This is a genomic window from Rhizobium hidalgonense, assembly GCF_005862185.2.
In the GTDB taxonomy this organism is placed as follows: Bacteria; Pseudomonadota; Alphaproteobacteria; order Rhizobiales; family Rhizobiaceae; genus Rhizobium; species Rhizobium hidalgonense.
In genome coordinates this window covers 1,347,812-1,372,501 of record NZ_CP054027.1, presented here as the reverse complement: position 1 = coordinate 1,372,501, position 24,690 = coordinate 1,347,812, and the positions used below count along the sequence as shown (strand labels likewise).

The window sequence follows — 24,690 nt, the reverse complement described above, 5'->3', positions numbered from 1 at the left end:
ACGCACAGGAAAAAACATGGCTCGCTACTTTTTCGATCTGCATAACGGCGAAGGTCCCACACGCGACGAGCACGGCACCGAGCTCAGATCACGCGAGGATATTCCCAAAGAGGTCACCCGCATCCTGCTGGATGTGGCCCGCGACGAACTGCCGGCGGGTGATCGCACCATCATCGCCGTCACCGTTCGCAACGAAAGCGGTGACCCGGTGACGGTTGCCAGCCTGGTCTTCAACAATGAATGGCTCGACGTCCTCTGATAGATTCGCCGCTTCAGGCTTGACACCGATCTTCTCCGCACCATCCGACTCGGTCGCCGCGACGCTAAGACCCGCCTTCATGGCCGGCAATTAAATTTGACATAGTCGCGTCATCGCTTGGCCAACATAGCAGGCAGTACACCGGCCGCGGCTATTTGGCGATTTCCTCGAGAATCAGCCGGATTTCCGCAAGCGGCCGCCGGCTTTCGTCGAAGAGTTCCACCGACAGCATGTTCAGAGGTTCCGCCGGCAGGCCTTCGGCGGCCATCTCCGCCAGCACGCGCCGCGCCTCCGCTTTCGCGGCCTCGATGGAGGCGAATTCATATCCTGTCTCGGTCGCCCCGACGCCATCACGATCAAGGAGCTGAAAGTAGAATTTCGGCACGACCCATCCCCCGCTAGATCAGTCTAACGATCCCGCAAGCAACATGTTCCCGACCGCAACCGTGGCCCATCTCCCATGGTCAGAAGGTGCCGGCCTCCGGAGAGGCCATTTCCTCGATGCCGTCGACGCGGTCGGGATAGAAGGCGAGATGGTCCTTGATGCTGCTGACGGCAGCATTCGGCGCCTCGTAAGTCCAGACGGCATTTCTGGAGCGCTCGCCGCCCGCAATGATGCTGTAATAGGCGGCGTCGCCCTTATAGGGGCAATGGCTGGCATGATCGGTGCGCTGCAGCAGCGACATCTCCACATCCCGGCGCGGAATATATTGCACCGGCGGATAGGAGGCCTCACGCAGCGTCAGCGCATCGTGGCTGTCGGCAATCACCTTGCCATCAAGCGTGACGACGACACGGCAGGGATTGTGCTCGACGGTGATCGGATGATCCGGGCCCGGAATCTTGATCGATTTGTCTGACATGAGGTTCGTCTCCACGAGATATCGATCTCACCGAGATAGGGCGGGCATGCCGCCAGCCCAAGACCTTTCGCGACGACATGTATCAGAATTCGAAACGCGGCGATGTCAGGCTCAGCATGGCGGTTTTCGGCGCCGCCGGCCAGTGATGCGCCAGCGCCTCTGCCAGCGTTGCGACCAGCCTGCCAATATCCTCGTCGGCAGAAGCATGCAGGGCCTCGGCAACGATCAGCACCGAGCGGCTCTCCTGCCGCACCGCCGACAGACCGCTCTGCCGGTTTGTCCAGCGCCGCGCATGCGCCCTCTCCTCACCGTCTACGAAGATCACCTCGTTAGGTTCCGGATGCTCGATGTCTCCGCCGAAGGTCAGATAGGTCTCGTGGCCGCCGGCCCGCCGAACCTCGAGATCGCCCGCAATCCGTTCGGTGTCGAAGACGGCGATCGGAATGGCGAAGGCGAGCGAAATCGCATTGCAGAGATTGACGAGCGGATGCAGGCGCGGCAGGCCATGCTCCTGGCGGAAGCGGCGCAGCAGCGCCTCGGAGGCCGAGCGATATTGCGTCGGCTTCAGCCCCATGCGGGAAAAGCCGCGCCGCCACGCCTGTATTTCAGGAAATTCGCCCTCCTGCGCGGCGGCCAGCCGGGCGCTGGCGGTCGCGCTGAAGCCCGCAATCGCCTTCTCGACCTCGGCATCCGCATGAATATCGTCCACATGGAGCGCGCCGGCACGAAGCTCCGGAAACGCCTGCCATATCGCATCGGAATGATGGAACTGCATGGCCTATCTCCCTCCAGATATGTTCATCGCCGCCCGGCTGCCGGCAAAGGCAAGCCCGAGCATGGCCGCCAATACGCAGGCAATGCCGGCGATCTGATTGAGCCCGATCGGTTCGCCGAGGATGAGGAACGCAAGGATGACGGCGGAGACCGGAGCGACCGCAGTGAAGAGCGCGGCTTCCGTGCCGCTCACTCTTGCCGCCCCCGCATACCAGAGCAGGAAGCCGCCGGCCGTCGGCACCAGCGCATAATAAACGACGGCAATAACGGCGCTTGTGGACATATCGCGTGCAAAAGGCGCCTCGAAAACCGCCGGGATGACAGCGACGACAAAGCCGATGCCGGCCATCACAGTCGACTGGGCAAGCGGCGGAATGTCAGTCTTCAGCCTCTTGTTCAGCAGGATGAACAAACCCTCGCAGACGACGGCGCAGAAGATCAGCACATTGCCGGCGAACGACCCGCCGGCGGCACCCGGCGTGAAGGCGATCGAAAACACGCCCGCCGTCGCAAGCGCCACGGCAACAAGCAGACCGCGCCCAGGGCTTTCACGAAGCAGCAGGATGGAAATGGCCGCCGAGACCACCGGCAGCGTGCCGATGATGACGCCGGCATCGGCGGCCGAGGTCAGGCCAAGGCCTGATATCAGCAGCGTCGTATAACCAACGCTGCCGGCACCCGCCTGAATGGCGAGGATCAGGCGGTCATGCCCGGAGAGCTTCGGCAGCCGGCCGCCGCTTGCCCGCATCAGCACGAGGAGGACAGGGAAAGCCAGCGCAAAACGCAGGGCTGTGGCGGTAAATGGCGGGAAGCCCGATGCGATGAGCTTACTGGCAATGACGGTGCTTCCCACCGTCACCATGGCCAGCGCCAGATAGAGATATCCTTGAACCTGCCTCGACATTCAAACGCCTCCTGTTGGGAGCGCAGAGCAAACAGCAGGGGCTTCTCGCGGTCTTGAACGAAATTGCAGGCGCGACGCCGGCTCTTACGGAAAGGCGCTGGCATAGAGCCGCGGCGACAGGCCGTATTTGCGCACGAAGACCCGTGTCATATGGCTCTGGTCGGCAAAGCCGCTGGCGAAGGCTGCTTCGGCAAGCGGCATGCCCTTGGCGATCAGCCGCCGGGCGATATGGATGCGGGCCTGGACGAGATAGGCATGCGGCGTCAATCCCGTCGCCTTGGCAAAGCCGCGCAGCACCTGGAAGCGGCTGAGCCCGCTTTCCCTGGCGAGATCGGCGAGCGAGACGGCGGCAAGCGGATCGTCGTCAATCAGGTCTCGGGCCGCGCGGATGGAGCCCGGCACCGGCGGCCGCTCGTGGCCGCCGGCGCGTTCCCGCATGACATCGGCGACGAGCTGCAGCAGCAGTTGCTCGCAGAGCAGCCCGTTGGCCGCTCCGCCGCCAGTCACCGCGCCAAACAACATTTCGAAACGGGCGGCGATCGCCCTGTTGCGGATGACGGGATAAGGGATTTCCTGCCGCCCTGCCCCACCCTCGGCGAACTCTTGCGACAGGCCAGTGACGATCTCCGGATCGAAATAGAGGATGCGCCACGACCGCCCTTCGCCGATCGGCGCACCGTCATGCACCTCGTTCGGATTGACCGTGATGATATCGCCGGCCTCGGCCTCCACCATGCCGCGGCCGCTCAGCGATTTCTGTGCCCCTGATGAGACGAGGCCGATGCCGAACTGATCATGGGTGTGGCGGATGAAACTGCGATGCGTTTCCGCTTCCATCGCTTCGACGCCCGTCAGCGCCGAGCGCCGCATCCTGAACTGGTTTTTCGGCATGTTTCGTCCGCAGGTCCGATCGCCGCCCACTTTGCCAGCCGGGCGCAGATGGCGCAATGACTAGAGCATGGCGCGCAAAAGTTTGCCGCGGTTTTGCGATCACGACATGCGTAAAAACAGGGAGCTAAAGCGCGTGGCGCTTAGAAGAACTCGTCGAGCAGTTGATAGTAGTCGAGCCTTGCCGGTTCCGGCGCCGTCAGCCCGTAACGATCGAGGAATGGCTGCAGCAGCGCTTCGCCGAAATTATGGGCGATGCTGCGGCAGGCGAGCGCGATATCCTGATAGCGGTCGGCCACGCCGAGCCGGCTGCAATCGATATAGCCGGAAAACCGCTCTTCGGCGGTAATGAAATTCGGCAGGCAAGCGTCGCCATGGGTGACGACGAGATCCTCGTCGATGGGCCTCGTGCGCAGCAGTTCGGCAAATAGGGCCGCAGCGCTCTGTCCAAGCCGCGCCGCGTCGAAATCGGTCTCGTCGACGATGCCGGCCTGCATCCGCGCTTTGGCCACCGCCACGCGGTTCTCCAGCCGGTGATCGAAGGGACAGGATGCGATTGGCAGACGATGCAGGTCGAGAAGCGCCGCAGCCAGCAATTCGACCCGCACAAGCGGCGTCAGCGTCGAGGCGCTGGCGAGATCGGCGCCTGGCAGCGCGCCGATCAGCAGCCAATTACGCTCCCCGTCGCTTTGTTCTGCGATCACATCGGGGCATGGCAAACCGGCGGCCTTGAGCCAGCCGAGCCGGGCCGCTTCATCGGCAATCTCGCCGAATGTCCCCGCCAGCTCGACCTTCAGATAGAGCGCCGACAAGCCCTCGCCTTCCAGCCGGAAGACGCTTGCCGCCGAACGGCCGAGCCCATCCCGCTCCAACCGGTAGCCCGACAGCCGGTCGCCAAACGGTCCGGCCGGCAATGTCCAGGGAAATGTCAATGAAGTGTTTCGGCGGGGGCAGCTTCGAGAAGGATCTCGAAGGCCTCTTCAAGTGCCGCCACCAGAATATCGGTCAGCTCGTCGCCTTTGTGTTCCAGGAACAGCGCGCTGACGGCTTCATCCTGACGCTCCAAAAAACGCTCGATCTCGTTCGACATATCATTGTCCCTTCTTCACCGTATCATTACGGCCGTGAGGAGAGGCTAGATGCGGTTCCTTGTGTGTGGCTTGTTGACATCCAGATTCCAAATTCAATTGTCAGGAAGCCCCCGACGTTTCCATTGGCTGCGCGGAATTTCTCCGCTGACATCAAATGCAAAAGAGACAACCTTCATAGCGTCATCATCCACTTCACAACGAAAGTGGACGTCGTACCAGCCCTCAGCCGTGCGGAAGGCGGCTCGGAGATCCAGAACGGTGCCCTGTGACAAACCCTGACTGGGTACAATAATTGGCTGAAAGCTTGGCGAAGCGTGGATCAGCTGTTGCTGGAGTTCGCTTCTACACAGCTGGGCAACACGTTTACGGCGCGGCACGCCATTCATCGCGATTTTCGCCACAGGATCGTCATCGGCTGACTGCGAAAACAAGGTCTTGGCCTTTACGAGATCGTCCTTTTCTGCGTCCGTCTTCGTTGTCTCAGGAGGCTTCCGTTCTGGCGGCTTGACCACCTGGATATCTGTCTTGGCTTCACCGGTCGCTTCCGCAAGAGGCGCGTTGCGCTCAGGAGAAACGTCGGCCGTCGCGACCTCTGGAAGTTGCACATCGTCAGGAACTGGCCTTGCCGGAGGCGTCTCCGTCTGCGGCTTTTCTGCCGAAACCTCTGCAGGCGCCTGTTCCGGCTTCGCTCCGTGCTGGGGCGCCGTCGTCGCAGGCTTTACCTCACCCTGAGAAGAATTCCCCGCTGGCGATTTTTTCGGTCCGCTATCCCTGTCTCCGAACTCGACGACAGGATTCAGGCTGGGCATGGGGGCCGCGGGCTTGGCTTGCTCTGCCTGCTTATTTTCAACGGGGCGCGGCGGTGGTGGCGGAGGCGGTGGTGGCGGTGGCGGCGGCGGTTGTTTCTTGGCCTGTTCCGGGGGCTTCGGCTCCGGTGGCTTTTCCTTGGGCTTTTCCTCCGGCTTCTTCTCCTCCGGCGGCGGGACGAGTTCTACTTTCACGCTCTCGTCTTCGGGCGGCTTCGGCTCGATCTTCGGCAGCCCGAAAATGAGCAGCGCGACGATGGGCACATGCAGAAGCACCGACACGGCAACACCCCAGCGGAATTCGGGCCGCTGTTTTGCCGTTGCGTGATTCGTCTCTGTCATTTCCACGTCGTTTGTCACAGCAGCGATGTGGCTGTTAAAGCCGGCAGCATCAAGCCACGAAACAAAAAAACCTCGTGATCGTGGTGGTCATTGGTCGGCGGCACCGTCGTCCGCCACCAGATCGTGCGCCTGCCATTCACCCTCTGGAATGGCATCGCCGACGAGGAAGGCGAAGGACACGACCTTGCCGGAGCCGGCATCGAGCCCGCATTTGAACTGGATGTTGTACCACTTGCGTTGGCTGCGGAAGGCGCCGCCCCTCACCTCGACATTGTTGCCGCTGACCTTCTCCGCCGCCATCGCGTAGGGGGCGAGCGTATCGGGCCGCAGATCCGGCCGCGCGCGGCGGACCTGCTCCAGCGCCTCGAGGTCGCAAAGCTGCAGATTGCGCTCACTGCCGGCAAGGCCACGCAGCGCTTCGCGGGCGCCCCGGCTGCGCGGATCGGCCAGCACCTTGTCGGAAAACAGCTGGCTTGCCGCGACGAATTCCGCCGGCCTCGGTGCCGGCGGAGCGACTGGCGTCACAGACGGCATTGCCGCAGCGGGCGCGTTAGTGGTAACCGGCGCAGGTCTTTCGGCTTGAGCCCGCGCGGCTTCAGGTTTTGCCGGTCCCGGTGATGGCGCCTTGATCGGCTCGGTCGGTTTCAGTGGCTCCACAGACTGCGGAACAATCTCCACAGAGAGACCATCATCAGGTAATGGCAGCGGCGGCTCGGTCTTCGGCATCAGCAGCAGAAGAAGCAGGATTGCAACGGCATGCAGCGCAAATGACGCGGCAGCGCCGCGCTGGATCCCATCATCCCATTTGCCCGCCGCCAGTTCCATCGGTCAGTAAGCAGCTGTTGAATGATCGGCGGAGATGATGAAACTGAGGAGCGCCTTGATCATGGAGCTTGCCGAAAATCAGGCCGGGAGACCTGCCGCGGAAATTGAAGCACGGCGCGACACTGCCAGCACAGCCGAGGCTCTGCAACATATAAATCACACAACCATAATTTGCACCTAGCCGAGCGAGCCTATCAGATCCCGGTAGGCAGCCTCTGGAAAAGCTTTCAGCGTCTCGGTCCGGACATTGCCGCCCATGGCAAGAGAGAGGGTAAAATGCGCCATCACCGCGTCATCCGGCGCCTCGCAGACGGCAACCATGTCATGCCCGCCCATTGTCAGGAAGAACTGGTTGAAGGAACCGCCCACGCTGGCGAGCAATTTCTTCGCCGCGTCCAGCCTCTTTGCCGAGTCGCGAACGTTGCGGATGCCCTGATCCGTCCAATCGATCAAAAGAATGTAAGTGGTCATGTCGTACCTCCTGAACGGAGGAGCCAGTCCACGCAGGTATGCGTCGACCTTGGTTCGCGCCTCGCGATCGATCCCTTCCCCCGTGGCCGGATTATAGCCCTGTCACCATGAGGGGACAAGAAAATCGCCCCGATCATTGGTGTTAATTACAAAAGCAAAAGCCGGGCGCAGGCCCGGCTTTTCCAATGATCGGCGTCGTCGAAACCTCAGCTGTCGAGGAAGCTTCTGAGCTTCCTGGAGCGGCTCGGATGCTTCAGCTTGCGCAGCGCCTTCGCCTCGATCTGGCGGATACGTTCGCGGGTGACCGAGAACTGCTGGCCGACTTCTTCGAGCGTATGATCGGTGTTCATGCCGATGCCGAAGCGCATGCGCAGCACACGTTCCTCGCGCGGCGTCAGCGAGGCGAGAACGCGGGTCGTCGTCTCGCGCAGGTTCGCCTGGATGGCGGCGTCGATCGGCAGCAGCGCGTTCTTGTCCTCGATGAAATCGCCGAGATGCGAATCCTCTTCGTCGCCCACCGGGGTTTCGAGCGAGATCGGTTCCTTGGCGATCTTCAGCACCTTGCGGACCTTTTCGAGCGGCATGGCGAGCTTTTCGGCCAGTTCTTCCGGCGTCGGCTCGCGGCCGATCTCGTGCAGCATCTGGCGCGAGGTACGAACGATCTTGTTGATCGTCTCGATCATGTGCACCGGAATACGGATCGTGCGGGCCTGATCGGCGATCGAACGGGTGATCGCCTGACGGATCCACCATGTCGCATAGGTCGAGAACTTGTAGCCGCGGCGGTATTCGAACTTGTCGACCGCCTTCATCAGGCCGATATTGCCTTCCTGAATGAGGTCGAGGAACTGCAGGCCGCGGTTCGTGTATTTCTTGGCGATGGAGATGACGAGGCGAAGGTTCGCTTCGACCATTTCCTTCTTGGCGATGCGGGCTTCGCGCTCGCCCTTCTGCACCATGTGCACGATGCGGCGGAATTCCGAAATCGAAATGCCGGTCTCGGTGGCGAGATTCTGGATCTCCTGACGGATATCGCGGATCGTCGTATTTTCGCCGCGGGCGAATTCCTTCCAGCCGCGGGCGGCCAGATTACCGATCGACTTCATCCAGTTCGGATCGAGCTCGGCACCCTGGTATTGTTCCAGGAAGCTATCGCGCTTGACGCCGTAGGATTCGGCCAGACGCAGCAGGCGGCCTTCGTTGGAAACGAGGCGCTTGTTGATGTCGTAGAGCTGCTCGACCAGAGCGTCGATGCGGTTCTGGTTGAGCGACAGCGACTTGACGGCCTTGATCAACTCGTCCTTGAGTTCCTTGTAGCGGCGCTCCTGGGCTGAAGACAGCGTGCCGGATGCCGACAGGCGCTGCTCGACCTGCTGGTCCTGCAGCTTGCGCAGCTTCTTGTAGGTCTCGGCGATCGTATCCAGCGTCTCCATCACCTGCGGGCGAAGCTCGGCTTCCATTGCCGCCAGCGAAAGGTTGGATTCGTCCTCGTCCTCTTCCTCCTCCTCGGGAGGCAGGCCTTCGCCGCCGACATCGGTGATGTCGTCGTCGCCGGAGCGGGCGCGCCGGGTCTTTTCCTTTTCCTCGGCCGCCTTGCGGTCGGCCTCGATTTTCTCGGGGCTCTGGAACTGCGGCGCAGCCTTGGCTTCGGGACCGGAATAGGTGGTTTCGAGATCGATGATCTCGCGCAGCAGCGTCGTGCCTTCGTTGAGTTCGTCGCGCCAGATGATCAGCGCCTGGAAGGTCAGCGGGCTCTCGCAGAGGCCCGCGATCATCGTTTCGCGGCCGGCCTCGATGCGCTTGGCGATGGCGATTTCGCCCTCGCGGGAGAGAAGCTCCACCGAGCCCATTTCGCGCAGGTACATGCGCACCGGATCGTCGGTGCGGTCGGTCGGCTCTTTCTTCTTGGCTGTCGCGAGCGCCGTGCCGCTCGAAGGTGCGAGTTCGCCGCCTTCGCTCTCTTCGTCGCCGCCGCTATCGTCGTCATCGCCGCCGCCGGAAGCACCGGCTTCCTCGGCCTCTTCATCTTCGATGACGTTGATGCCCATGTCCGACAACATCGACATCGTGTCTTCGATCTGCTCGGACGTCACTTCTTCAGACGGCAGGACGGCGTTGAGCTCGTCCATCGTCACATAGCCGCGCTTCTTGGCGGCTTTGATCATCTTCTTGACCGCGTCGTCGGAAAGATCGAGAAGAGGGCCGTCGCTTGCGCCGTCGCGTTCGACTTCCGCGTCTTCGTTCTCTTTGACCTTGGTTGCCATTTATATCGTCGCCTTCCTGACGCTATCCAATCTCGCTACGGTGAATGGGCCGTCTCCGGGCCTGACGCGCCGCACGCGTCGCCCTAGAATCACCTTTGCCCACCTAACGGGATGACATTTAAAGCCTGATTAACCACGATCGCCGGCACCGGATAGCAAAGCTTTTTTGCTTTTGGATTTCCGGCCATGGTTGCGCGATCCGCCTTGACCCAATTCACCGTTTCAACAAGTCGAACGGTGATTCCCACATTTTTTGCTCTCGTCAAGCTTTTCCAGAAAAAAAGCTCACGAAATATCGGAAAAAGCCTTATCCACAGGCTTTGAACCGCGGCAGCGATTGCGAACCCTTATTTAAGATGCGGCGAACAAAAGACAAGGGCAGCACAGATTTTGCTCCCCGTGCCAGTTGTTCGCGGCTTTTTTGCGTCCTGTCGTTGGTCTATTCGCCTCTGTACGGACAATACTGGCTACTTTGCCTCACCATCATAGGCCGTCACCTTCAGCGCGCCGAGATCGACCGCAGGAATGCAGCGCAGATTGACCGACGCCATGGCCGCGCCATTCGGTCCTACGCCTTCGCCGAACGGCGCGATGCCGCAATTGGCGCAGAAGTGATGCCGGATGACATGCCTGTTGAAAGTATAGGTCGAGAGATCGTCTTCGGGCGTCTTCAGCACCAGCTTGTCGCGCGGCACGAAGGCCAGGAGCCCGCCCCGCCGGCGGCAGAGCGAACAGTTGCAGTCCAGCGCCTCGGTGAATTCGCCTTCGACTTCGAAAGCGACTTTTCCGCAATGGCAGCTTCCTTCATAGAGCATGTCTTCCTCCTCACATCCAATCCATCACGACCTTGCCTGAATTGCCTGACCGCATCGCCTCGAAGCCGTCGCGGAAATCGTCGATGCCGATGCGGTGGGTGATGATCGGCGAAAGGTCGAGGCCGCCCTGGACGAAGGCGATCATCTTGTACCAGGTCTCGAACATCTCGCGGCCGTAGATGCCCTTGAGATTGAGCATCTTGAAGATCACCTTGTTCCAGTCGATCTCGAAACCGGCAGGCGCAATACCGAGAATGGCGATCTTGCCGCCGTTGTTCATCTTGTCGATCATGTCGCGGAAGGCGGGTGCGGCCCCCGACATTTCGAGCCCGACGTCGAAACCCTCCGTCATGCCGATCGCCTTCATCACGTCGGCCAGGTTTTCGCTCGAAGCGTCGACGACGTGGTCGATGCCGAGCTTGCGCGCCAGCGCCAGCCGGTGCGGGTTGATATCGGTGATCACCACCTTGCGGGCGCCCGAACGTTTGGCGACCAGCGCCCCCATGATGCCGATCGGCCCGGCGCCGGTGACGAGCACGTCCTCGCCGACGAGATCGAAGGAGAGTGCCGTGTGCACGGCATTGCCGAACGGATCGAAAATCGCGGCGATCTCATCGGAAATATCCTCCGGGATCGCCACGACATTGCTTTCGGGAATGCAGACGAACTCGCCGAAGGAACCCGGCCGGTTGACGCCGACTCCGAGCGTGTTGCGGCAGAGATGCCCCCTGCCCGCCCGGCAGTTGCGGCACTTGCCGCAGACGATATGCCCCTCGCCCGAAACCCGCTCGCCGACATGATAACGGGTAACCGCCGAACCGATCTCGGCAATCTCGCCGGAAAATTCATGGCCGACGACCATCGGCACTGGGATGGTCTTCTGCGCCCACTGATCCCAGTTCCAGATATGGACGTCGGTGCCGCAGATCGCCGATTTCCTCACCCGGATCAGCACATCGTTCGGCCCGACCTCCGGCACCGGCACATTCTCCATCCAGAGCCCGACTTCCGGCTTCGACTTGACCAGCGCCTTCATCATGTTCGACATATCTATATCCTTGGCCAGTGCCTATTCCCGCAGGGTTAGGGTGAGGGGCAGCCCCAGTCTCAAATCACGCCCAGATCCCGCCCAGCCTCGGCAAAGGCCGCAATCGCCCGCTCCACATCCGCCCTGGAATGCGCCGCCGACATCTGCGTGCGGATGCGGGCCTGGCCCTTCGGCACGACCGGGAAGGAAAAGCCGATGACATAGATGCCCTTCTTCAGCATCAGGCCCGCCATGTCCTGGGCGAGCTTGGCATCGCCAAGCATGACCGGGATGATCGGATGGCCTTCGCCGGCAAGCGTGAAGCCGAGCTTGGTCATCTCGCGGCGGAAGAGATCGGCATTGTCGGACAGGCGCTGGCGCAAGGCATTGCCGTTTTCAATGAGGTCGAACACTTTGAGCGAGGCGGCGGCGATAACAGGCGCCAGCGTGTTCGAGAACAGATAGGGCCGCGAGCGCTGCCGCAGCCATTCGACGACTTCAGCCTTGGCAGATGTATAACCGCCGGACGCGCCGCCGAGCGCCTTGCCGAGCGTGCCGGTGATGATGTCGATCCGGCCCTCGACGCCGCAATGTTCCGGCGAGCCGCGGCCATTCTTGCCGACGAAGCCGACCGCGTGGCTGTCATCGACCATGACCATCGCGCCGTATTTTTCGGCGAGATCGCAAACGCCGCCGAGATTGGCGATGATACCGTCCATCGAGAAGACGCCGTCAGTGGCGATCAGCTTGAAGCGGCTGCCTTCAGCCTTTTTCAGTTCCTCTTCGAGTGCCGCCATATCGTTGTTGGCGTAGCGGAAGCGTTTGGCCTTCGAAAGCCGGACGCCGTCGATGATCGAGGCGTGGTTGAGCGCGTCCGAAATGATCGCGTCCTCCTCCGAAAGCAGCGTTTCGAACAGGCCGCCATTGGCATCGAAGCAGGAGGAATAGAGGATCGTATCTTCCATGCCGAGGAAGGCGGAAATGCGCGATTCGAGCTGCTTGTGCTCTTCCTGCGTACCGCAGATGAAGCGCACCGAAGCCATGCCGTAGCCGTAGCGATCGAGCGCCTGTTTGCCGGCCTCGGCCAGTTCCTCGTTGTCGGCAAGGCCGAGATAATTGTTGGCGCAGAAATTCAGCACCCGCTCGCCTGTGGAAATCGCGATCTCGCCGGCTTGCTTGGAGCTGATGACCCGCTCGGATTTGTAGAGGCCGGCATCCTTCAGCGCCGAAATCTCGGCTCGGAGATGGGAGAGAAATGGCGAGGTCATGGGCGGCCCTTCCTGACGTTTTTTATAGCACTCGGGTTAGCATACCGCCGCCGGCTTGTCTTGTTCAGTGCTGAACGGAGATCAACCGACCTCGTTCAGCCGTTATCCTGCGCCAGGATGATTTCCAGGAACGCATCGCCATAGCGCTCGAGCTTCGCCTGCCCGACGCCGGATATGGCAAGCAGTTCCTTGCGGCTCCTCGGCCGTTCGGTGGCAAAGGCGATCAGCGTCGTATCGGGGAAGACGACATAGGGCGGCACGCCGAGCGATTTGGCGATCGCCATGCGCTCGGCCCGCAGCGCCTCGAACAGACTGCCGTCAGCCCCCGAAAGCCCTGATTTGCGCTCGCTGCGTTCCGCCTTCTTCGTGCGCCGTTCCGAGGCCGGTCGGTCCTTGCGGAAGAACACCTGCCGCTCTTGCTTGAAGACGGCGCGCGCCTCCGGCTCCAGCTTCAGCGCGCCATAGGCTTCATGATCGACACGGATCAGCCCCATGGCCAGCAGCTGGCGGTAGACGGATTGCCAGGTGCGCGATGGAATATCCTTGCCGGCGCCGAACACCGGCATATCGACATGGCCGAAACGCTCGGTCTTTTCATTGATGTTGCCGACAAGCACATCGATGACGTGGCCGGCGCCGAAACGCTCGCCGGTACGGTAGACCGCGGCCAGCGCCTTGATCGCCGCTTCCGTGCCTTCCCAGGTCTCGACCGGCTTCAGGCAAGTGTCGCAATTGCCGCATTGGCCGGCATGCGCCTCGCCGAAATGGCCAAGGATCGCCTGGCGGCGGCAGGAGGCGGTCTCGCAGATCGCCAGCAATGCATTGAGCTTGGCGCGCTCGACCCGCTTGATCTCCGCGGCGGCGCCGCCCTCATCGATCATCCGGCCGCGCTGGATGACATCGGCCATACCATAGGCCATCCAGACCTCCGACGGCAGGCCGTCGCGCCCGGCGCGCCCGGTCTCCTGGTAATAGGCTTCCACCGAGCCCGGCAGGTCGAGGTGGGCGACATAACGTACATTCGGCTTGTCGATGCCCATGCCGAAGGCGACGGTGGCGACCAGGCAGAGGTTTTCCTCTTTCAGGAAAGCATCCTGATTTGCGTCGCGAACCGCCCTGTCCATACCGGCATGGTAGGCAAGCGCGCGCACTCCCTGCCCGTTCAACCACTCGGCCGTATCCTCGACCTTGGCGCGCGACAGGCAATAGACGATGCCGCTGTTTCCCTTGTGGCCGGACAGGAACCGCAGCAGCTGCTGACGCGGCTGGTCCCGCTCGACGATTTCATAGGCGATGTTTGGACGGTCGAAGCTGGTGGTGAAGATCTCGGCAGCGTCGAGCCCCAGCCGCTCGATAATGTCGTCGCGCGTATGCGGATCGGCGGTTGCCGTCAGCGCCACCCTCGGCACGCCGGGATATTGCTCGCCGAGTTGGCCGAGCGCTCGATATTCCGGGCGGAAATCATGGCCCCATTGCGAGACGCAATGGGCCTCGTCGATCGCAAACAGCGCGATCTTTTCGTTGGCGATCAGCTCGCGGAAACCGTCGGACAGGATGCGCTCGGGTGTGACGTAGAGAAGGTCGAGCTTGCCTGCCGAAAGCGCCCGGCGAACCTCGATGAACTCCTCGCGTGACAGCGACGAATTGAGCGCGGCGGCGCGGATGCCGAGCTGCTTCATCGCCTCGACCTGATCGCGCATCAGCGCAATCAGCGGCGAAACGACGATTCCGACACCGTCACGGCAGAGCGCCGGGATCTGGAAGCACAGGGATTTGCCCGCACCTGTGGGGAAGAGCACCACGGCATCGCCGCCGGCGACCACATGCTCGACCACCTGTTGCTGCTTGCCGCGGAAGGAGGAATAGCCGTAGACCTGCTTGAGAATATCGAGCGGCGCGCGGCCGGCGGAAAACAGCGCATCGGCGGCGGAAAAGCCTGGTTCGTTCCGTTCGGTCAGCGGCATCAGTGGTTCGCCGCCCCTTTGACGCGGCCGGAAAGCACGCCGAAGCCGTCGATGATCGCCTCCTGGTTCTCAAGGCGCACGCCTTCGAAATGCACTTCCTGCTGCGCCCGCATCAGCTGAACGATCGCCTCGCCGTCTCCGGCTTCGGTCGCCAGCGCGATCTCGCGTTCGAGCTCGTTCTTCTGCCGGCGCAGCGCTTTTGCCCGTTTATGGGAGGCCAGCGCCTGCCGGTATCCCTCACGCGCATCCTCCATCGCCGCCTCTTCGGTGGCGATCCACAGCCGGGCATTGCGCACCTGCTGGTCGAGGCTCTTGATGAGCGGGCCGAAGCCTTCGAATTCCAACCGTTCGGTCAGATACTCGCGCGTCAGATGCGGGCCGGCGACGGCAGCGGCGGCCCCAAGCATCGCCGACCAGAGCCGCTGCAGCTCGCGGCTGTCATATTCGATTGCGGCGATCTCATCATAATCGTCGATCATCAAGGCCGGATGGTTGACGACGGTGAGCGCCAGCACGCTTTCGCGCAGCGCCGTATTGGCCTGGTGGCCGCGAACGGGGCCCGAACGGGCAAGCCGGTCGGAAATGATGCTGGGGCTTTTCGGCCCTGCCTTGGACGGATTGTCGCGGCCCGCACGGAAATTGCCGTTGCCGTTAAAGGCGCGGCGCTCGCCATTATTGCGGTTCTGGAACTGCGGCTGGAAGAAGGCGTTCAGCCGGTCGCGTATATCCTGCTGATAATGGCGGCGGACATTCTCGTCGGCGATGACCGCCACCAGCTGCTTCAGCCGCGCCTCGAGCTCGGCGCGCGCTTCGGGCGTGTCGAACTTGCCGGTATTGATCTCTCGGCTCCAGAGCATCTCCGATAGAGGCTTTGCCTGGCTCATCACCTTGTCAAAGGGGGCACGGCCGTCATCGCGCACCAGATCGTCGGGGTCCTTGCCATCGGGCAGTAGCGCAAAGCGGACGGAACGCCCGGGCTTCAAATGCGGCAGCGCCAGTTCGGCGGCGCGGTTGGCGGCGCGAATGCCGGCGCCGTCGCCGTCGAAACAGAGCACCGGCTGCGGCACCATCTTCCAGAGCAGTTCGAGCTGGTTTTCGGTGAGCGCCGTGCCGAGCGGCGCGACGGCGTTCTCGATACCCGCCTGATAGAGCGCGATCACATCCATATAGCCTTCGACAGCGATAATGGTGCCGCTCGCATTGTCATCCTGGGGATCACCGCGGCCAGGCCCCTGGATGGCGCGGCGCGCGCGGGCGAAATTGTAGAGGACATTGCCCTTGTGGAAGAGTTCCGTCTCGTTGGAGTTCAGATATTTCGCCGGTGCATCTGATGACATGGCGCGGCCGCCGAAGGCGATCACCTTTTCCCGCGACGAAAGGATCGGGAACATGATGCGATCGCGGAAACGATCGTAGGACACCGGCACGTTTTCATGAACGACCAGGCCGCAGGCCTCGATCTGCTCTTTGAGAACGCCCTTGCCGGCGAGATATTCCTTCAGCGCATTGCGGCTGTCAGGCGCGTAGCCGAGACGGAAGGTCTCGATGGTGCGCCCGGTCAGTCCGCGGTCGCGCAGATAGGCGCGCGCCCTCGCCCCATTCGCCGTCTGCAATTGATCCTGGAAAAATTGTGTCGCCATTTCCATGACGTCGATCAGCGAGCCGCGCTCCTTCTCGCGCTTCTCCATCACAGGATCGGCAAGCGGCATCGGCACGCCGGCCATATCGGCGACCTGCTGCACCGCCTCGGGAAAGCTCAAGCCTTCCAGCTCCGTGAGGAAGCGAAAATGATCGCCGGTGACGCCGCAGCCGAAGCAATGATAGCGGCCCTTACGGTCCTCGCAGTGGAAACTCGGCGATTTCTCGCCGTGGAACGGGCAGCATGCCCAGTAATCGCCGCGCGACACGTTGGTCTTGCGCTTATCCCAGCTGACGCGGCGCGCAATCACGTTCGAAATCGGAACGCGGTCGCGAATATCATCGAGAAAGGTGTTGGAAAAGCGCATCTAAACCTCTTGGCCAGCCTCCATATAAGCTGCTTTGCCGCCCCATGCCACGAAACTTGTCATGAAAACCCGCTATTCACAGGCAAGTGCACCCGTCATCAGCGGCGTCGGTTATCCAATCAAAAACACGTTATCGCCCCCTGCGACAGGGTGCGACACTATTGTCCTTCGAGCACTGAAATTCCCCCCTCCGCAAAAGTCTTGGCAAAGGTGCCGGCGTTGTTGGGGCGGAGGTAAACCGTTTTGAAACATATACTTATCACCCGCTTCGATGGCGCAACCTTATCCCGGCGCAGCCACCCGAGCCTTCGCTTCGACGCCTCCAAAACCGACGTTTTCGGCAATCATTATTTTTTTGTAATTTGAATAAGCCGCCATCCCGCAATAGGTTCGATCTCAACAAAGCGATCCCCGAGCGAAGCACCATCCCTACCCCCGGCGCCGCTTCGCAAGGGTGCCTTTGCAAATACCCTCCGGCTTGGGCCTCGGCCCTGCGTTTGCCGGCGGAAGCAAAGAGCAAGAAGGCAGGAGCGCCCCCAGCTCCTGCCTTCTTAAATTTTGGCTTCCCCTGATACAAATTCCCTTTTGAAATTAACCGATTATTGACAAAGTCGTTGACAGGCAGCGCTTGCGTGAAAGAAGTATGCGCCGAATTCCCTGGACCGCTTCCACATGGCTTTTACCGCAGAAACTCTTGCAGCAGACGATCGCTTTCTCGCTGCGATCCTGCATTGCGCCGATCAGATGCTCACGATCTATCGTGAGAGCCCGCGCATCGCCTCGATTTTCGCCGCACAGCAGCGCTGGCTGATGGCACATGCCGGCTTTGCGCTTCACTACGGTCACCCCGACGATGGCAGGAGCGGTCTCTATTCCGGCCGCTTCATCGATTTCGCGATCAGGAACGATATCGCCAGCCGCAACACGGCCGCAGCCTTCATGCAGGAAATGCTGGCCTATCGTTTCCTGCGGCCGGTTCCCGGCCCCGACAGGCGCACACGCTACCTGGAGCCCACGGAAACCGCCGAGCAACATTTCACTCGTTGGCTCGTCGCCCATCTGATGATCCTCGACAGCCTCGACGGCGGTGAACGCGCCGGCAAGGTCACCGCCGATCCCTCGGCGATGATGGCAGCGATCCAGCCGCGGATCGCCAAGGCGATCATCGGGAGCGAAGCGGTGCGCAACCCCGGCCCCACCTTCAACCTCTTCAACTGGGCAAATACCGGCGGCCTGGTGATGGACTACCTGATCTCACGCCTTCCGGAATTTCCCCGCACGGCCGAACGTGTCGTGATTGGCCCGCTGTCGCTCCGGGAAATCCGCGAACAGTTCATGATTTCCAACACTCACCTGAAGCGGCTTCTGACGCAGGCAGCGACCATGGAAAGCGTCGGCTGGACCGAACCCTCCCGCAAGGGAGACTTCTGGCTGTCGGGCCGCTTCATCATGGAATATTGGAATTATCAGGCGGCGAAATTCGCCATCATCGATGCTGCCGCTGAAGCGGTGCTCGGGCCTGCGGTTCAGGAAGAACCGCAGGCAAGACGCGTGGTCTAAAGACGCATCAGTTTAGAAGTTCCTTGACGGTCGCCGACGCCTTGGCGAAATCCATCTGCCCGGCATAACGCTCCTTGAGCGCTGCCATGACCTTGCCCATGTCCTTGGCGCCGGCGGCACCGGTCTCGGCGATGATCGCCGAGATGTTGGCGCGTACCTCACTGTCCGAAAGCTGCTTCGGCATGAAATCCTGAATTACGGTGATTTCGGCGCGCTCCTTGGCGGCAAGCTCCGGGCGGGAATTCTCCTCGTAGATCTTGGCCGATTCGTCGCGCTGCTTCACCATCTTGGCGAGGATCTGCAGGATCTCATCGTCGCTCGCCTGCTCTTTGCCGGTGCCGCGATTGGCGATATCGCGGTCCTTGACCGCAGCCTGAATCAGCCGGACGGTGGAAAGCCGCTCCGCGTTCTTGGCCTTCATCGCCTCTTTCAGCTGGGTGGCGAGTTGATCGCGCAGCATGGTCTTCACTCCTGTTTTGATGCCGCTTCATAAACCACGCTGATGTGGCGGATCAAATAAATTGCGCGGTCGCCGCGATAAAGCGCAGGAAAACAGCGGCAATCTCGGCTAGAAAGATTGACGCTAAGCGATTGCGTGGCTATTTACCGCCACCTGCACCAAAATTCGTGATCAGGCCTGAAGCGCGCGGCATTGCCGTGTCCACACGCCTGCGAGATCAAATGGCGACGAGCGCGGCAACGCGCACCGACCGCCGGAAACGGGATGAAGATGACCGCGACAGCACCCTGGACAATCGAAAAGCCGACCGCCCTGCTCGTTCTTGCCGACGGCACGATCATCGAAGGCAAGGGCATCGGCGCCACCGGCAAGGTCCAGGCCGAAGTGGTCTTCAACACCGCGCTGACCGGCTATGAAGAGATCATGACCGACCCCTCCTATCTCGGCCAGATCGTCACCTTCACTTTTCCGCATATCGGCAATATCGGCGCCAATGATGAAGACATCGAGGATCTGACGCCTGCCGCCCGCCACGGCGCCGTCGGCGTCATCTTCAAGGCCGATATCACCGACCCCTCGAACTATCGCGCCGCCAAGCATCTCGACCATTGGCTGAAGGCGCGCGGCGTCATCGGTCTCTGCGGCATCGACACGCGCGCACTAACCGCCTGGATCCGCGAGAACGGCGCCCCGAACGCGGTGATCGCCCACGACCCGAACGGCGTCTTCGATATCGAGACCCTGAAGGCCGAAGCCAAAGCCTGGAGCGGCCTCGAAGGTCTCGACCTTGCCAAGGTCGCCTCGTCGGGCCAGTCCTCGCAATGGACCGAGACCCCGTGGGTTTGGAACGAAGGTTACGGTCAACTCGGCGCGGCGGATGCCAAATACCACGTCGTCTGCCTCGATTACGGCGTCAAGCGCAACATCCTGCGGCTGTTTGCCGGTCTGGATTGCAAGGTGACGGTCGTGCCGGCCGCAACCAGCGCCGAAGACGTGCTCGCCATGCAGCCGGACGGCATTTTCCTGTCGAACGGCCCGGGCGACCCGGCGGCGACCGGCGAATACGCCGTCCCGGTGATCAAGACGCTGGTTAAAACCGATATCCCGGTCTTCGGCATCTGTCTCGGCCATCAGATGCTGGGCCTTGCCCTCGGCGCCAAGACCGAGAAGATGCATCAGGGCCATCACGGCGCCAACCATCCCGTCAAGGATCATACGACCGGCAAGGTCGAGATCGTCTCGATGAACCATGGCTTCGCGGTCGACTCGAAGTCGCTGCCCGATGGCGTTGAAGAGACCCATATTTCCCTTTTCGACGGCACCAATTGCGGCTTGCGCGTCCTCGGCAAGCAGGTTTTCTCTGTCCAGCACCATCCCGAAGCCTCTCCCGGCCCGCAGGACAGCCACTACCTCTTCCGCCGCTTCATCAACATGGTGCGCGAGAAGAAGGGCGAACCGGCGCTCGCTGAACGCTGATCTTAAGGAATACCGATTTCGAAAAGGCCCCATCAACCGGGCCTTTTTCTGTGCTTCGCCTATTGACCTCAACTTAACTTGAGGAATTACAGAATTGCCTGCAGATCTCATGTAGGAGAAAATGGATGAGCGAAGCCTTCTTTCGTGTCGATAAGTTCGTCGTGCCGGCCGCGGCGCGTGAGGAATTTCTCGTCAAAGTGATGATGACACACAAGCTGCTGGAGGCGCAGGAAGGTTTCGTCGATCACAGGGTGCTGGAGCAGGTCGCCGGTCCCGGCGAATTCAATTTCGTCACCATTGCCGAATGGGAAAATGCCGAGGTCGTCGAGCGCGTACGGGTAGCCGTCGCGGCTGCCCACGAGGCTGCCAATTTCGATCCGCAGGAAATGTTTAGCCGTCTCGGCATTCGCGCCGATATCGCCAGCTACAAACCTGTCTCGGCCTGAGGGCAAGACGGCCGGCTCAGGCGCCGGCCATCGCTCCTTCCCGACGAAGCAGAAGATAGAACCGCCAGCAGAGCATGACGGCCGCCGCCGCCAGTCCGACGAGGAACCCGAACCAGATGCCGATGCCGCCGAAGCCCAGCGGGAAGGCAAAGGCCCAGGCAAGGAAGAAGCCGATCGGCCAATAAGCAATCAACGCCATGATCATCGGCACACGTGCGTCCTTGAGGCCGCGCAGCAATCCGTTGGCGACGACCTGCAACCCGTCGACGAGCTGGAAAAGCCCGGCAACGACGATCAGCGGTCCGGCATAGGCAAGCACCGCGGGCGCCTCCGGCGAGTTGACGTCGAGGAACCAGCTGCCGAGGAATTGCGGCATGGTAGCAAAGAGCACCGAGCCCACCGCCGAAATGGCGCAGGCAAGGATGAGCACCATGAGCGAAGCCCGCACCAGGCCATCATAATCGCCCTGCCCATGGGCAACGCCGACGCGCACCGTCGCCGCTTGGCTGAGGCCGAGCGGGATCATGAAGGCGATCGAGGCCCATTGCAGGGCAATGCCGTGGGCGGCAAGCTCGATGGTGCCAATATAGCCCATCAGCAGCGAGGCCACCGTGAACAGGCTGACCTCGGCAAGGATGGTGACGCTGATCGGAAAACCGAGCCGGATGACCTCCAGCAGCGCATGCCAGTCGGGCTTCCAGAACCGCACGAAGATCTCGTAGCGCCGTGTCTCCTCCCGCCCCTGAACGAAAGCGAGGATGAAGAGGAAGCCGGCCGTCTGCACGACGACCGAAACGATCGCCGCGCCCTCCAGCCCCATCGCAGGAAAGCCGAAATGGCCGAGCACCAGGGCATAGGCGAAGATCGCGTTCAGCGCCAGCGTGGCAATGGTAACGTTGAGGATGATGCCCGCCTTGCCGATGGCGCTGACCAGCGCGCGCATGACGTTGAAAAGCAGGGCCGGCAGCACGCCGAACTGGCCGATCCTGATGTAGCCGTGGGCGAGCCTGGCGACCTCCGGCTTCTGCTGCGCGAAGAGAAGGATCTGCTCCGAATTGAAGAAGGCCGGCTGCATGATGAGCCAGTAGGCAATCACCACCCACAGACCCATGCGCAGCGCCCGGCGCGCGGAGACGACGTCACCGCGGCCATAGGCCTGCGCCACCATCGGAATGACGGCGATGGCAAAACCCGAGCCGAAGATCAGGATCGTGAACAGGAACTGGGCCGACAGCACCATCGCCGCCAGATGTTCGGCGCCGAGGCGGCCGACGATCATCACGTCGGTGGTGTTGATACCGAGCTGGGCGAGCTGCGCGCCGATCAGCGGAATGCCGAGCGCCAGCGTGGCACGGAAATGTGCGCCCCAACGATTATCGGTTTTCGGCGCAAGCCTGCGCGCGTCGATCGGCGTGTCCATGACACTAGTCCTGTGATTGAAATCGCATCGCCGCAGCTCGCGGCAAAATATCATGCCGGGCTTAGATCAAAGCCCGGCGAAGAACTACCCCAAAACAGGCAGATGATGAAAAATTCATCATCACATCAGCATTCCTGATCGATTACTCCGCGGCTTCCAGCGCCTCGGCCGGCTGACGGACCCGGACCCGCACGAGGAACACGCCGGCGGCCACCAGGATGAACAAAGCGGCGGTCAGATAGGGCGCGCCGGCAAAGGTGACCGGCGCCTCCGGCCGGGTGAAATAGCTGAACAACTGCGTGAAGATCAGCGGCCCGACTATGGTCGTGATGCTGCTGAGGCTGGTCAGCGCGCCTTGCAGCTCGCCCTGCGCTGAGGGTGGCACCTTGCCGGCGGCGATGCTGCGCAGCGGCGGATCGGCAACGTTTTCCATCACTGTCGCAACGATCACCACATAGACCACCCAGCCCTCCCAGGCGAAGGCATAGCCGGTCAGCCCTGCCGCCGAAAAACAGAGGCCGAGAAGCGCTGTCTTCCATTCGCCGAGCAGAGGCACGACACGCGGCAATACCAGTCCCATCACCAGCGCCGCGCCGATGCCGTAAATGCCGAGCGACAGGCCGATCTGCCCCTCGCTCCAGCCGTAGCGATAGGTCGAGACGAACGACCAGACCGAGGGATAGACGGCATGGGCCAGGAAGAACAGGAACATGACAAGGCTGACCCAGCCGATGCCGGGATAATGGCGCATCTGCCGCAGCGCGCCGAGCGGATTGGCGCGCTTCCACTCGAAGCGGCGGCGGTTCTTCGCCTCCAGCGTTTCCGGCAGCAGGAAGCAGGCGGCGATGAAATTGACAAGCGAGAGTGCTGCCGCGCCGAGGAACGGCACACGCGGGCCGAATTCGCCAAGGACACCGCCGATGACGGGACCGATGGTGAAGCCGACGCCGAAGGCGATACCGATCAGACCGAAATTCTTCGCCCGGTTCTCCTCGGTGCTGATATCGGCGATATAGGCCGAGCAGGTGGCGAAGCTGCCGCCGCTGATGCCGGCTAGTACGCGGCCGACGAACAGCATCCAGAAGCTGGTGGCGATGCCGCAGATGAAATTGTCGATCGCAAAGGTCAGTACCGACAGCAGAAGGATCGGCCGGCGGCCAAACCGATCGGAGAGGTTCCCGAGCAACGGCGCAAACAGGAATTGCATGCCGGCATAGACGAGCATCAGCCAGCCGCCATCGATCGCCGCATCGCTGATGCCGCCGCCGGTCAGCTGCTCCAGATAGGCCGGCAGCACCGGCATGATGATGGCGATGCCGATAATGTCGAGGAAGAGGATGATGAAGACCAGGAAGAGGCCACGACGGACGAATTTAGGGTCAAGCATGAGGCATCTCTACAGCGGTTGGTTCTGAAAAGACGATCTCGTCGCCGAGAAAGTGACATAACTCAGAAAAGAGACCGAAACAATCCGTGAACATTTCAAAGTTTTTGATGCTGCCGTACGGGAAATTTACGCAAGACCTCAACCGCAGGGAGCGCTCCTCAGCAGATCGAGCCCAGCGATCGCCATGCCGCACGTCACCTTGCAATTGCCGCGACGGCATCCAGATCACTCAGGGAAGATCGCTCATTGTGCATTTCTCCGCACAGCCTGTTCGATGCCGTACGATTATCGCCGGGATGCGAAAGCGGTAGAACGACATCGGCAGCGCCGCTCGGGAGCGCGCGCCGCGCGGACGAAGGAGAAGACAATGCAAACCTATCGTTTGGGAAAGACCGGACCCGAAGTCTCGGCCATCGGTCTCGGCTGCATGGGCATGTCTGGCATGTACGGCCCCTCCGACCGCGCCGAAAGCATCGCGACCATCCATGCCGCGCTCGATGCCGGCATCAACCTGCTCGATACCGGCGATTTTTACGGTATGGGCCATAACGAGATGCTGATCGGCGAGGCATTGAAAGGCCGCAAGCGCGAGAATGCCGTCATCAGCGTCAAGTTCGGCGCGCTCCGCGATCCCGCTGGCGCCTGGAGCGGCGTCGACGCCCGCCCGGTCGCGGTGAAGAATTTCCTCGCTTACACGCTGCAGCGCCTCGGCGTCGACTATATCGATATCTACCGCCCGGCCCGCCTCGATCCGAACGTGCCGATCGAGGACACGGTCGGCACCATCGCCGACATGGTAAAGGCAGGCTATGTCAGGCATATCGGCCTGTCCGAGGTCGGCGCAGACACCATCCGCCGCGCCGCAGCGGTCGCCCCGATCGTCGACCTCCAGATCGAGTATTCGCTGATCTCGCGCGGCATCGAAGAGAAGATCCTGCCTGCGACACGCGAACTCGGCATCTCGATCACCGCTTACGGCGTGCTCTCGCGTGGCCTGATCAGCGGCCACTGGCAAAAGGGCCAGGCCGCGGCCGGCGACTTCCGTGCCCACAGCCCCCGCTTCCAGGAAGGCAATGTCGATCAGAACCTCGCTCTGGTGGAAAAGCTGCGCGAAATTGCCGTGGCAAAAAGTGCCTCGGTCGCCCAGATCGCCATCGCCTGGGTCGCTGCCAAGGGCGGGGATATCGTCCCGATCATCGGCGCCCGCCGCCGCGACCGGTTGACCGAGGCGCTCGGCTCACGCGCGGTCGACCTGTCGCCGGAGGACTTCGCCGCCATCGAACGTGCCGTGCCGAAGGACGCAGCCGCCGGCGGACGTTATCCCGAGCATATGCTGCAGCATATGGATAGTGAGAAATAAAGTTGGGTCAAAGG

Annotated in this window: 25 protein-coding genes; 5 read left to right on the top strand and 20 right to left on the bottom strand. The window is 61.8% G+C overall.

Annotated features, from left to right (window positions below):
- Positions 1 to 16 precede the first annotated feature (16 nt).
- Positions 17 to 259 (top strand): DUF6894 family protein, encoded by a 243-nt coding sequence (locus FFM81_RS06425; protein ID WP_138385007.1) that lies wholly within the window; start codon positions 17 to 19, stop codon positions 257 to 259.
- A gap of 151 nt (positions 260 to 410) precedes the next feature.
- Here the strand turns inward: FFM81_RS06425 and FFM81_RS06420 are convergent, their stop codons facing one another.
- From FFM81_RS06420 to dnaG, 17 genes are all read right to left on the bottom strand, one after another.
- Positions 411 to 644, bottom strand: a complete 234-nt coding sequence (locus tag FFM81_RS06420; RefSeq protein ID WP_003565354.1) for a DUF6894 family protein — start codon at positions 642 to 644, stop codon at positions 411 to 413.
- 79 nt (positions 645 to 723) lie between these two features.
- Entirely contained in the window at positions 724 to 1,122 is a 399-nt protein-coding gene (locus FFM81_RS06415; protein WP_138385006.1) for a DUF427 domain-containing protein, read from the bottom strand.
- Between the two features lie 82 nt (positions 1,123 to 1,204).
- The gene (locus tag FFM81_RS06410) at positions 1,205 to 1,897 is read right to left on the bottom strand and encodes a B3/B4 domain-containing protein (protein WP_138385005.1); all 693 of its coding nucleotides are present in this window, start codon (positions 1,895 to 1,897) and stop codon (positions 1,205 to 1,207) included.
- Positions 1,898 to 1,900: 3 nt separating this feature from the next.
- Positions 1,901 to 2,800 carry a DMT family transporter gene (locus tag FFM81_RS06405; protein WP_138385004.1) on the bottom strand — a complete coding sequence of 300 codons (900 nt, stop codon included), beginning with the start codon at positions 2,798 to 2,800 and terminating at the stop codon, positions 1,901 to 1,903.
- Positions 2,801 to 2,884: 84 nt separating this feature from the next.
- Positions 2,885 to 3,691 (bottom strand): AraC family transcriptional regulator, encoded by an 807-nt coding sequence (locus tag FFM81_RS06400; RefSeq protein WP_025416698.1) that lies wholly within the window; start codon positions 3,689 to 3,691, stop codon positions 2,885 to 2,887.
- Between the two features lie 140 nt (positions 3,692 to 3,831).
- On the bottom strand, positions 3,832 to 4,620 hold the full coding sequence (locus FFM81_RS06395) for an APH(3') family aminoglycoside O-phosphotransferase (protein WP_025416699.1): 789 nt from the start codon (positions 4,618 to 4,620) through the stop codon (positions 3,832 to 3,834).
- The gene (locus FFM81_RS06390) at positions 4,617 to 4,778 is read right to left on the bottom strand and encodes a hypothetical protein (protein ID WP_003565364.1); all 162 of its coding nucleotides are present in this window, start codon (positions 4,776 to 4,778) and stop codon (positions 4,617 to 4,619) included. Before FFM81_RS06390 ends, FFM81_RS06395 begins: the two co-directional genes overlap by 4 nt.
- 93 nt (positions 4,779 to 4,871) lie before the next feature.
- Positions 4,872 to 5,927 carry a DUF930 domain-containing protein gene (locus FFM81_RS06385; protein WP_046154803.1) on the bottom strand — a complete coding sequence of 352 codons (1,056 nt, stop codon included), beginning with the start codon at positions 5,925 to 5,927 and terminating at the stop codon, positions 4,872 to 4,874.
- 87 nt (positions 5,928 to 6,014) lie between these two features.
- Positions 6,015 to 6,752, bottom strand: a complete 738-nt coding sequence (locus FFM81_RS06380; RefSeq protein WP_138385003.1) for a DUF930 domain-containing protein — start codon at positions 6,750 to 6,752, stop codon at positions 6,015 to 6,017.
- Between the two features lie 177 nt (positions 6,753 to 6,929).
- The gene (locus tag FFM81_RS06375) at positions 6,930 to 7,223 is read right to left on the bottom strand and encodes a GYD domain-containing protein (protein ID WP_003565370.1); all 294 of its coding nucleotides are present in this window, start codon (positions 7,221 to 7,223) and stop codon (positions 6,930 to 6,932) included.
- Positions 7,224 to 7,429: 206 nt separating this feature from the next.
- Positions 7,430 to 9,487 carry an RNA polymerase sigma factor RpoD gene (gene rpoD, locus FFM81_RS06370; protein WP_003565372.1) on the bottom strand — a complete coding sequence of 686 codons (2,058 nt, stop codon included), beginning with the start codon at positions 9,485 to 9,487 and terminating at the stop codon, positions 7,430 to 7,432.
- Positions 9,488 to 9,576: 89 nt separating this feature from the next.
- Positions 9,577 to 9,735: a hypothetical protein gene (locus tag FFM81_RS06365; protein ID WP_157214757.1), complete on the bottom strand. Its 159-nt coding sequence runs from the start codon at positions 9,733 to 9,735 to the stop codon at positions 9,577 to 9,579.
- Positions 9,736 to 9,954: 219 nt separating this feature from the next.
- Positions 9,955 to 10,302, bottom strand: coding sequence for a GFA family protein (locus tag FFM81_RS06360; RefSeq protein ID WP_003565374.1), 348 nt, complete (start codon positions 10,300 to 10,302; stop codon positions 9,955 to 9,957).
- A gap of 10 nt (positions 10,303 to 10,312) precedes the next feature.
- Positions 10,313 to 11,350 carry an L-threonine 3-dehydrogenase gene (tdh, locus tag FFM81_RS06355; protein WP_003565376.1) on the bottom strand — a complete coding sequence of 346 codons (1,038 nt, stop codon included), beginning with the start codon at positions 11,348 to 11,350 and terminating at the stop codon, positions 10,313 to 10,315.
- 59 nt (positions 11,351 to 11,409) lie between these two features.
- Positions 11,410 to 12,597, bottom strand: coding sequence for a glycine C-acetyltransferase (locus FFM81_RS06350; RefSeq protein WP_128399973.1), 1,188 nt, complete (start codon positions 12,595 to 12,597; stop codon positions 11,410 to 11,412).
- A gap of 95 nt (positions 12,598 to 12,692) precedes the next feature.
- The gene (gene recQ / locus FFM81_RS06345) at positions 12,693 to 14,561 is read right to left on the bottom strand and encodes a DNA helicase RecQ (RefSeq protein WP_138385002.1); all 1,869 of its coding nucleotides are present in this window, start codon (positions 14,559 to 14,561) and stop codon (positions 12,693 to 12,695) included.
- Positions 14,561 to 16,567, bottom strand: a complete 2,007-nt coding sequence (gene dnaG / locus FFM81_RS06340) for a DNA primase (protein WP_138385001.1) — start codon at positions 16,565 to 16,567, stop codon at positions 14,561 to 14,563. The genes recQ and dnaG overlap by 1 nt, the downstream gene beginning before the upstream one ends.
- A gap of 672 nt (positions 16,568 to 17,239) precedes the next feature.
- On the opposite strand from dnaG, the gene FFM81_RS06335 reads away from it, so the two are divergent.
- Positions 17,240 to 18,127, top strand: a complete 888-nt coding sequence (locus tag FFM81_RS06335) for a hypothetical protein (RefSeq protein WP_128399443.1) — start codon at positions 17,240 to 17,242, stop codon at positions 18,125 to 18,127.
- A 7-nt stretch (positions 18,128 to 18,134) separates the two neighbouring features.
- On the opposite strand, the gene FFM81_RS06330 is transcribed toward FFM81_RS06335, so the two are convergent.
- A complete protein-coding gene (locus FFM81_RS06330; RefSeq protein ID WP_128399444.1) occupies positions 18,135 to 18,587 on the bottom strand; it encodes a GatB/YqeY domain-containing protein in 453 nt (150 codons plus the stop codon).
- 270 nt (positions 18,588 to 18,857) lie between these two features.
- Between FFM81_RS06330 and carA the strand changes: the two genes are divergently transcribed.
- A complete protein-coding gene (gene carA / locus FFM81_RS06325) occupies positions 18,858 to 20,063 on the top strand; it encodes a glutamine-hydrolyzing carbamoyl-phosphate synthase small subunit (RefSeq protein ID WP_025416705.1) in 1,206 nt (401 codons plus the stop codon).
- A 125-nt stretch (positions 20,064 to 20,188) separates the two neighbouring features.
- Positions 20,189 to 20,509 carry an antibiotic biosynthesis monooxygenase gene (locus tag FFM81_RS06320; protein WP_138385000.1) on the top strand — a complete coding sequence of 107 codons (321 nt, stop codon included), beginning with the start codon at positions 20,189 to 20,191 and terminating at the stop codon, positions 20,507 to 20,509.
- Between the two features lie 16 nt (positions 20,510 to 20,525).
- On the opposite strand, the gene FFM81_RS06315 is transcribed toward FFM81_RS06320, so the two are convergent.
- Both FFM81_RS06315 and FFM81_RS06310 read right to left on the bottom strand, forming a co-directional pair.
- A complete protein-coding gene (locus FFM81_RS06315) occupies positions 20,526 to 21,929 on the bottom strand; it encodes an MATE family efflux transporter (protein ID WP_003565393.1) in 1,404 nt (467 codons plus the stop codon).
- 142 nt (positions 21,930 to 22,071) lie between these two features.
- Positions 22,072 to 23,316, bottom strand: a complete 1,245-nt coding sequence (locus tag FFM81_RS06310) for a TCR/Tet family MFS transporter (RefSeq protein WP_003565395.1) — start codon at positions 23,314 to 23,316, stop codon at positions 22,072 to 22,074.
- A 367-nt stretch (positions 23,317 to 23,683) separates the two neighbouring features.
- Here FFM81_RS06310 and FFM81_RS06305 point away from each other — a divergent pair, with 367 nt between their 5' ends.
- On the top strand, positions 23,684 to 24,676 hold the full coding sequence (locus FFM81_RS06305; RefSeq protein ID WP_003565396.1) for an aldo/keto reductase: 993 nt from the start codon (positions 23,684 to 23,686) through the stop codon (positions 24,674 to 24,676).
- Positions 24,677 to 24,690: the final 14 nt, after the last annotated feature.

What these genes read in the sequence shown, in the direction of transcription:
- dnaG (WP_138385001.1), bottom strand. Translation starts at nt 16,567, where the DNA reads ATGCGCTTTTCCAACACCTTTCTCGATGATATTCGCGACCGCGTTCCG.
- FFM81_RS06375 (WP_003565370.1), bottom strand. Translation starts at nt 7,223, where the DNA reads ATGACCACTTACATTCTTTTGATCGATTGGACGGATCAGGGCATCCGC.
- FFM81_RS06320 (WP_138385000.1), top strand. Translation starts at nt 20,189, where the DNA reads ATGAGCGAAGCCTTCTTTCGTGTCGATAAGTTCGTCGTGCCGGCCGCG.
- FFM81_RS06385 (WP_046154803.1), bottom strand. Translation starts at nt 5,927, where the DNA reads ATGACAGAGACGAATCACGCAACGGCAAAACAGCGGCCCGAATTCCGC.
- FFM81_RS06425 (WP_138385007.1), top strand. Translation starts at nt 17, where the DNA reads ATGGCTCGCTACTTTTTCGATCTGCATAACGGCGAAGGTCCCACACGC.
- FFM81_RS06380 (WP_138385003.1), bottom strand. Translation starts at nt 6,752, where the DNA reads ATGGAACTGGCGGCGGGCAAATGGGATGATGGGATCCAGCGCGGCGCT.
- rpoD (WP_003565372.1), bottom strand. Translation starts at nt 9,487, where the DNA reads ATGGCAACCAAGGTCAAAGAGAACGAAGACGCGGAAGTCGAACGCGAC.
- FFM81_RS06305 (WP_003565396.1), top strand. Translation starts at nt 23,684, where the DNA reads ATGCAAACCTATCGTTTGGGAAAGACCGGACCCGAAGTCTCGGCCATC.
- FFM81_RS06315 (WP_003565393.1), bottom strand. Translation starts at nt 21,929, where the DNA reads ATGGACACGCCGATCGACGCGCGCAGGCTTGCGCCGAAAACCGATAAT.
- FFM81_RS06415 (WP_138385006.1), bottom strand. Translation starts at nt 1,122, where the DNA reads ATGTCAGACAAATCGATCAAGATTCCGGGCCCGGATCATCCGATCACC.
- FFM81_RS06335 (WP_128399443.1), top strand. Translation starts at nt 17,240, where the DNA reads ATGGCTTTTACCGCAGAAACTCTTGCAGCAGACGATCGCTTTCTCGCT.
- FFM81_RS06390 (WP_003565364.1), bottom strand. Translation starts at nt 4,778, where the DNA reads ATGTCGAACGAGATCGAGCGTTTTTTGGAGCGTCAGGATGAAGCCGTC.
- recQ (WP_138385002.1), bottom strand. Translation starts at nt 14,561, where the DNA reads ATGCCGCTGACCGAACGGAACGAACCAGGCTTTTCCGCCGCCGATGCG.
- FFM81_RS06405 (WP_138385004.1), bottom strand. Translation starts at nt 2,800, where the DNA reads ATGTCGAGGCAGGTTCAAGGATATCTCTATCTGGCGCTGGCCATGGTG.
- FFM81_RS06400 (WP_025416698.1), bottom strand. Translation starts at nt 3,691, where the DNA reads ATGCCGAAAAACCAGTTCAGGATGCGGCGCTCGGCGCTGACGGGCGTC.
- FFM81_RS06410 (WP_138385005.1), bottom strand. Translation starts at nt 1,897, where the DNA reads ATGCAGTTCCATCATTCCGATGCGATATGGCAGGCGTTTCCGGAGCTT.
- FFM81_RS06330 (WP_128399444.1), bottom strand. Translation starts at nt 18,587, where the DNA reads ATGCTGCGCGATCAACTCGCCACCCAGCTGAAAGAGGCGATGAAGGCC.
- FFM81_RS06310 (WP_003565395.1), bottom strand. Translation starts at nt 23,316, where the DNA reads ATGCTTGACCCTAAATTCGTCCGTCGTGGCCTCTTCCTGGTCTTCATC.
- FFM81_RS06360 (WP_003565374.1), bottom strand. Translation starts at nt 10,302, where the DNA reads ATGCTCTATGAAGGAAGCTGCCATTGCGGAAAAGTCGCTTTCGAAGTC.
- carA (WP_025416705.1), top strand. Translation starts at nt 18,858, where the DNA reads ATGACCGCGACAGCACCCTGGACAATCGAAAAGCCGACCGCCCTGCTC.
- FFM81_RS06350 (WP_128399973.1), bottom strand. Translation starts at nt 12,597, where the DNA reads ATGACCTCGCCATTTCTCTCCCATCTCCGAGCCGAGATTTCGGCGCTG.
- tdh (WP_003565376.1), bottom strand. Translation starts at nt 11,350, where the DNA reads ATGTCGAACATGATGAAGGCGCTGGTCAAGTCGAAGCCGGAAGTCGGG.